Origin of the sequence: Azospirillum sp. TSO35-2 (assembly GCF_003116095.1) — a bacterium.
Taxonomy (GTDB): Bacteria; Pseudomonadota; Alphaproteobacteria; order Azospirillales; family Azospirillaceae; genus Azospirillum.
The window spans coordinates 1,041,679-1,048,303 of the sequence record NZ_LGRA01000008.1 but is presented as its reverse complement, the minus strand read 5'-3'; the positions used below and the strand labels follow the sequence as shown (position 1 = coordinate 1,048,303).

Annotated in this window: 8 protein-coding genes and 1 pseudogene; 4 read left to right on the top strand and 5 right to left on the bottom strand. The window is 68.0% G+C overall.

The window, feature by feature from the left end; genetic code table 11:
- The 4 genes and pseudogenes from TSO352_RS33835 to TSO352_RS06230 all read right to left on the bottom strand — a co-directional run.
- A pseudogene (locus tag TSO352_RS33835) lies at positions 1 to 123 on the bottom strand (electron transfer flavoprotein subunit beta/FixA family protein); the annotation flags it as partial.
- A gap of 37 nt (positions 124 to 160) precedes the next feature.
- Positions 161 to 691: a thioesterase family protein gene (locus tag TSO352_RS06240; RefSeq protein WP_109106437.1), complete on the bottom strand. Its 531-nt coding sequence runs from the start codon at positions 689 to 691 to the stop codon at positions 161 to 163.
- 137 nt (positions 692 to 828) lie between these two features.
- A complete protein-coding gene (locus TSO352_RS06235) occupies positions 829 to 1,233 on the bottom strand; it encodes a MerR family DNA-binding transcriptional regulator (RefSeq protein ID WP_109106436.1) in 405 nt (134 codons plus the stop codon).
- Between the two features lie 114 nt (positions 1,234 to 1,347).
- On the bottom strand, positions 1,348 to 3,081 hold the full coding sequence (locus TSO352_RS06230) for a long-chain fatty acid--CoA ligase (RefSeq protein ID WP_199231496.1): 1,734 nt from the start codon (positions 3,079 to 3,081) through the stop codon (positions 1,348 to 1,350).
- Between the two features lie 144 nt (positions 3,082 to 3,225).
- Between TSO352_RS06230 and TSO352_RS06225 the strand changes: the two genes are divergently transcribed.
- Genes TSO352_RS06225 through TSO352_RS06215 form a run of 3 tightly spaced genes read left to right on the top strand, consistent with a single transcriptional unit; the run spans position 3,226 to position 4,531 of the window.
- Positions 3,226 to 3,528, top strand: a complete 303-nt coding sequence (locus TSO352_RS06225; RefSeq protein WP_109106435.1) for an SCP2 sterol-binding domain-containing protein — start codon at positions 3,226 to 3,228, stop codon at positions 3,526 to 3,528.
- A 43-nt stretch (positions 3,529 to 3,571) separates the two neighbouring features.
- The gene (locus tag TSO352_RS06220) at positions 3,572 to 4,225 is read left to right on the top strand and encodes a DUF6134 family protein (protein WP_109106434.1); all 654 of its coding nucleotides are present in this window, start codon (positions 3,572 to 3,574) and stop codon (positions 4,223 to 4,225) included.
- 21 nt (positions 4,226 to 4,246) lie between these two features.
- The gene (locus TSO352_RS06215; RefSeq protein WP_109106433.1) at positions 4,247 to 4,531 is read left to right on the top strand and encodes a DUF1488 domain-containing protein; all 285 of its coding nucleotides are present in this window, start codon (positions 4,247 to 4,249) and stop codon (positions 4,529 to 4,531) included.
- A gap of 30 nt (positions 4,532 to 4,561) precedes the next feature.
- Here TSO352_RS06215 and TSO352_RS06210 read toward each other — a convergent pair whose 3' ends face one another.
- Positions 4,562 to 5,053, bottom strand: coding sequence for a flavin reductase family protein (locus tag TSO352_RS06210; protein ID WP_109106432.1), 492 nt, complete (start codon positions 5,051 to 5,053; stop codon positions 4,562 to 4,564).
- A 301-nt stretch (positions 5,054 to 5,354) separates the two neighbouring features.
- On the opposite strand from TSO352_RS06210, the gene TSO352_RS06205 reads away from it, so the two are divergent.
- Complete coding sequence (locus TSO352_RS06205) at positions 5,355 to 6,506, top strand: flagellar motor protein MotB (protein WP_109106431.1); 1,152 nt, start codon at positions 5,355 to 5,357, stop codon at positions 6,504 to 6,506.
- Positions 6,507 to 6,625 lie beyond the last annotated feature (119 nt).

Sequence of the window (6,625 nt, the reverse complement as noted above, 5' to 3'; positions counted from 1 at the left end):
GATCTCGTCGAAGGGGTTCATGCTCATCTTCACGTTGGCGGTCTCGACGCCGCTGCCATCCGCCTTCACGCGAATCTTCACGTTGTAGTCGACGACCCGCTTCACGGGCACCAGCACCTTCATGACGGCGTTTCTCCTCTCGAATGGTGTTCTTGTGCGATCAGGCGGCGACGGACAGGCTTTGCCCACGCAGGGCGGCAACGGCGTCCGACATCGGCGGCGAGGCGTCGGTCCGGCCCAGCGTGGCGAGGACCTCGCCGGGGTTGACGACGCCGCCGCGGCCGACGAAGGCGCCCTGGACCACGGCCAGCGCGGCCAACCCGCCGGCGGTTTCCATGCGGTGTTCGATGAAGATGTATTTCTCGTCCCAGCACAGCACCCGGCTGACCAGGGTGAAGCGCTGGAACGGCCGCAGCGAGCGGCGGTAGCGGATGGTCGCGCCGCCCAGCACCGGCTGCCAACGGTTGCGCAGGATCGCCGGCCCCAGCCCGACGCGGATCATCAGATCCGTCCGCCCCAGATCCATCACGCTGAAATAGCGCGCGTTGGTCATGTGCAGGTTGATGTCGAGGTCGGTCGGCCAGACCCGGAAGCGCAACGCCGCCGGGTCGAGCAGGCCGGCCCGCCGGCCGCGCCACGCCGCGACGATGGCGGCGAGGGCGACGGCGATCAGGCGGAAGATCAGGTTCATGCCCGTCCTCCGTCCCGGCGGACCCCGGCCCAGACACCGGCCGTCGCGTGCAGTTGTCGCTGTCCCGTCATGCTCCGATCCTCCTCCGGCCCATCCGCGGGCGTCGCGGCCGACCGGAGTGCCGTGGCATCGTCCGGTCAGCTCTCCTTGGCGGCTTTCAATTCGACCGCTTTCAATTCGACCAGGCTGTTGGTCACCTGCACTTCGATGTCGCGCAGTTCCTGCACGGTCGCTTCCAGGTCTTCGCGCTGCTGGGCGAGGTCCTTCAACCGCTTCTGCACCCGCTTCAGCAGGTTCTTCTGCTGCTCCAGCCCGCCGTTGACGGTGTAGAGGTCCAGATACTCCCGGATCTCCGCCAGCGAGAAGCCCAGCCGCTTGCCGCGCAGGATCAGCTTCAGCCGGGCGCGGTCGCGCTTGGTGTAGACCCGGTTGTTGCCGACGCGGTTGGGCGCCAGCAGCCCCTTGACCTCGTAGAAGCGCAGAGCCCGCGGCGTGATGCCCAGCTCCTCCGCAAGCTGGTTGACCGTGTAGAGCTGTTCCATCCCAGGGAAGACCTTTTGTTCGCGTTCAGCACAATGCGCCTGCCGTTTGGTAGCACAGGTGCCGTCGCGTGATAAGGCTTCCCTTAACGTCCGGGTCAACGTGGTGACTTCGGGTCATCCTCCGTTCGATTGGTTGCGCGCGGCTTCCGCGATCAATTCCTTCTTCGACAACTTGCCGACGGCGGTCTTGGGCAGTTCCTCGCGGAACTCGATGGCGGTCGGCATTTCGATGCGCGAGATCTTGTCGCGCAGGAAGTCGCGCAGCGCCTCGGCCGTCAGGGCGGAGCCGGGCGTCAGCTGCACGAACGCCTTCGGCGTCTGGCCGCGGTAATCGTCGGGCAGGCCGATGACGCAGGCGGCGACGACGTCCGGGTGCTGGTAGATCGCTTCCTCGATCATGCGCGGGTACACGTTGTAGCCGCTGCAGATGATGAGATCCTTCAGCCGGTCGAGCAGGAAGACGTAGCCGTCCTCGTCCATCGTGCCGACGTCGCCGGTCAGCAGGAAGCCGTCGACCACGGTGCGGTCGCTCTCTTCCGCCCGGCCCCAATAACCGGCCATGACGTTGGGGCCGGAGATCGCCACCTGCCCCTTCTCGCCGATGCCGAGCTTGCGGGTGGGATCCTCCAGGTCGCGGATCTCGATGGCGATGCCGGGCAGCGGCAGGCCGATCGACCCCTCCTTGTTCATGCCCGTCAGCGGGTTGGCGGCGCAGACCGGCGAGGCCTCCGACAGGCCGTAGCCCTCGATCAGCACGCAGCCGGTCGCCTGCTCGAACTGGCGCTTCAGCTCCATCGGCAGCGGCGCCCCGCCGGAGATGCAGTAGCGGATCGAGGTCATCGGGTAGCGGGCGACCTGCGGGTGGCCCAGCAGCGCCTTGTACATGGTGGGCACGCCGGGGACGAGCGTCGGCTTGCGCCGGGCGATGGTCTTAAGCACCTGCTCGGTCTCGAAGCGCGGCAGCATGATCAGCTCGGCGCCGCAGGCCAGCCCCATGTTCAGCACCACGGTCATGGCGAAGACATGGAAGAAGGGCAGCACCGCCAGCACGCGCTCCTGGCCCAGCGCCACGCCGGGGAACCAGGCCTGCACCTGCTGCGCGTTGGACAGCAGATTGTGGTGGGTCAGCATCGCGCCCTTCGGCACGCCGGTGGTGCCGCCGGTGTATTGCAGCACCGCGATGTCGCGCAGGCCGTCGATGCGGACCGGGCGCAGGCTGCCGTCGTTGGCCAGCAGGCTGTCGAAATCGACATGCTGGTGATCGCGGGGCACGCTGGCGACCTCGCTGCGCTTCAGCACGCGGAACAGCGCGCCCTTCACCTTGGGCAGGATGGTCGGCATCCGGCAGACGACGACGCGCTTCAGCGGCGTGCGGCCGAGCATTGCCGCGACCCGCGGGTAGATCTGCTTGAGGTCGAGCGTCACCATGATCTCGGTCTGCGAATCGGTGATCTGGTGCTCAAGCTCGCGCTCGACATAGAGCGGGTTGTAGTTGACGACGGTGCCGCCGGCCTTCAGCACCGCGAAATAGGACACCACGTAGGTCGGCGAGTTGGGCAGGCACAAGCCCACCCGCACGCCCGGACCGACCCCCAGATCCTGGAAGCCACGGGCGGCGCGGTTCACCAGATCCAGCACCTCGGCGTAGCTGTAGCGACGGCCGAGGAAGTCCAGGCACGGACGGTCGGCGAAGCGCCGGGCCGCATCCTCGAACAGCATGTGCAGCGGCTTCGGCGGAAAGGCCTGATCCCAGGCGATCCCTTCGGGATAATGGGCCAGCCAGGGGTGGTGCGGCGTGTCGGTCTGGCCGCACGGCGATTGGGCTGGCTGCGTCAGCGGCTCGGGCATCGGTATCGCTCCCCTTGGCGGTGGCGCGTTCCGGATCGCCGGTTCGGTCGGTGTCGGAAACGCTTTCGTTATGACGTTGACGTAAACGTAATGCGAGCCTACTGTCAAGACCAGTCCTACGAACAATCCTGAAGGCCCGCTTTCATGGTCGACGACATTCTGCAAGAGATGCGCAGCCGCGCCGCCACCTTGCGCGCGCTCAACGCCTCGGTGCGGTTCCTGCTGAACAAGGAGGGCGAGGTGATCCGGGTCGATGCCCGCGCCAACCCGATCAGCATCACCCGCGACGACGCCGACAGCGATTGCACCATCCGCATTTCGCCGGAGAATCTGGCGAAGCTGATCGACGGCCGGCTGAACCCGATGCTGGCCTTCACCATGGGCAAGCTGAAGGTCGAGGGCTCGATGGGCGTCGCGATGAAGCTGGCGCAGCTGCTGGACGACTGAGCGGCCGCAAGAGCCGCCGACCACTTCAACCGGGAGAAAACGCATGACCAAGACACGCGCGAAGAGCGCCACCCTCACCGCTGCCCTGACGGCGGCTGTTCTGCTCGGCCTGTCCGGCGCCGCCGCGGCGCAGGGCGGCGCCCGCACCCTGACCTACCAGATCCTGATGGGCGACGATCCGATCGGCACCGAGCAGGTGCGGCTGGAGCCCCAGGGCGACCGGACCAAGGTCACCGTCACCGCGACGACCCGGGTGAAGGTGCTGTTCATCAACTTCCGCTACGACCACAAGCGGGAGGAGCTGTGGAAGGGCGGGGTGCTGGACCGGATGACCGCCACCACCGACGACGACGGCACGCCGCACAGCCTGGACATGGCCCGCGACGCCGGCGGCTACCGCCTGACGGTCGACGGCAAGACCCAGGAGGTTGCGGCCAACGCCCTGCCGCTGACGCTGTGGACTCCGGACGTGCTGAAGCACTCGCAACTGCTGTCGGTGATCGACGGCGCGCCCTACAAGGTGGCGGTGCGCAAGGTCGGGACCGAGACGGTGGAGACCGGCGGCAAGCCGGTGGAGGCCACCCACCACCGCATCGACGGCGACGTGGAACGCGACCTGTGGTTCGCCGCCGACGGCACGCTGCTGAAGACGCGCTTCAAACGCAGCGGCTATGATATCACCTATGTCCTGAAGTGAGTTCTGCCGACTGAGGACGTGATGCCGATATTCGTGTTCCCCGACGATCCGACCTGGAACGAGGAAGCCGACGCCGTCGAGTTTCCGGTGCAGGTCGGGGAATACATCGGCCGCGTCTTCGTCACCCGCCGCACCTTGCAGGGCATCGTCGGCCACACCCCGCAGCCGGAGGAGGCGGTTCAGCAGGTCTGCATGAACCGCCCCCTGTTCGAACGCGCGGTGGAACAGCGCATCATGGACCGCGCGCTGGATCCCGACGCCAACATCCACCTGACCGGCCGCGACCTGCACCGGGCGGCCGGGTAGGGCAGAGGCGGGTAGGGCAGGCGGGCCGCGTCAGCCCAGCCGGGCGTAGCGGCCGCGGAAATACAGCAGCGGGTCGCCGTCCTCGCGGGAAGCGATGTTGCGCACGCGGCCCAGCACGATGACATGGTCGCCGCCGTCGAGCAGATGCTCGCGGTCGCACTCCAGCGTGGCGAGGCAGCCGGTCAGCAGCCGCACGCCGCCGCGCCCGGTCGTGGTCTCCAGCCCGCTCCAGCGTTCCTGGAGGTCGCGGCGCGAGAAGCGGTTCGACAGGTCCTCCTGGTCGGCGGCCAGGATGTTGACCGCGAACTGCGGCGCCGCGTGGAAGGCGTCGAACGACATCGCGGCACGGCCCAGGCAGAACTGCACCAGCGGCGGGTCGAGCGACACCGACGAGAAGGAGTTCACCGTGACCCCCAGCGGCAGCCCGTCGGGCGCGATGGTGGTGATGACGGCGATGCCGGTGGCGAAGCAGCCGAGGGCGGAACGGAACGCGCGGGGGTCGATCGGCTGGTCGGTGGTCATGACGTCCTGTGGTGTGGGCCGTGGCGGTGGCCGGGCGATGGCCGGAGCGGAACACTGACGAAGGGCGGAACACTCAAGGTAGGAGACACCGGGAATTAATCCAGCAGGCCCAGCGGTGCAAGCCGCATCTCCGACGCAGCGGCGTGGGGCCGCATCCCGGGCGCGATGGCGCAACCGCCTGGGGAGGGGCACCCGGCAACGTCGTTAAACGGATATTAATGAAACCGGGGCAGGGTGCATCGGCGGCCCGCGGTCGCGGACATCGGCCTTCGGGCTGCGAACCTTTCGCCACGGCCAGGGCATGAGCGGGAATTCCGGCGCCAACGAGCGGCCGATCATCATCAAGAAGAAGAAGGGCGGACACGGCGGCCATCACGGCGGCGCGTGGAAGGTGGCCTACGCCGACTTCGTGACCGCGATGATGGCCTTCTTCCTGCTGCTGTGGCTGCTCAACGTCACCACCTCGGACCAGCGCAAGGGCATCGCCGACTATTTCTCGCCGGTGTCGGTCAGCCGTGAACAGTCGGGCTCCGGCGGCATGCTGGGCGGCAAGACCATCACGGTGCCGGGCGCGCAGATCTCCCCCAGCTCGCCGATGTCGGCCGACGTGCCGGTGTCCGGCCCCCCCGGCTATTCGTCGCAGCAGAGCGAGGACGCCGACGATCCCACCGAGTCGACCTCCGGCCCCGGACAGGGCACCGGACCGGGCAAGTCCGGCAGCAACGCCGCCGCCAACGGCAGCGCCGGCGAGGTTACCGACCAGAAGACGAACGAGACCCGCGCCGAGTTCCAGAAGCGGATGGAGGAGCTGGCCAAGCAGCTCGGCATCCCCGGGCAGAAGCCGGGCGAGAAGCTGTCCGACTTCGCCGAACGGGTGAAGGAGGCGACGGAAAGCCTTCAGGGCGCCGCCCGCGAGGCGCGGCAGTTCCAGCAGGCCGCCACCGAGATCCGGCAGGCCATCCAGTCGGTGCCGGAGCTGGAGCCGCTGGCCCAGAACCTGATGATCGACCAGACGCCGGAAGGCCTGCGCATCCAGATCGTCGACCAGGACCGCGTGTCGATGTTCCCCGGCGGGTCCGGCCAGATGTACCCGCAGACCCGCCAGCTGGTGCAGCAGGTCGCCAAGGCGCTGGCCAAGCTGCCCAACAAGCTGTCGATCAGCGGCCACACCGACAGCACGCCCTTCCCCGCGGGCGCCGGCCGCGACAATTGGGACCTGTCGACCGAGCGCGCCAACGCCACCCGGCGCGCGTTGCTGGCCGGCGGCATCGACCCGGCGCGGGTCCAGGACGTCGTCGGCAAGGCCGACCGCGACCCGCTGGTGCCGGACCAGCCCAACAGCCCGCGCAACCGGCGCATCACCATGGTTCTGCTGCGCGAGGCGCAGGCCGCGCCGGCTTCCGGCGGGCAATCCGGCGGCGGCGCGCCACCCGCTGCTACCAAAGCACGATAAAGGCCGGCGAAGGCCGGCACTTAAGCGCTAATTTCTTGAAGCCTCCACGTCCGAATTCTTGCGTTGTCGATGCACCGCACAACGGAGTGCGCGTTTGCCTCTGTTCAAAGCGCGCGACG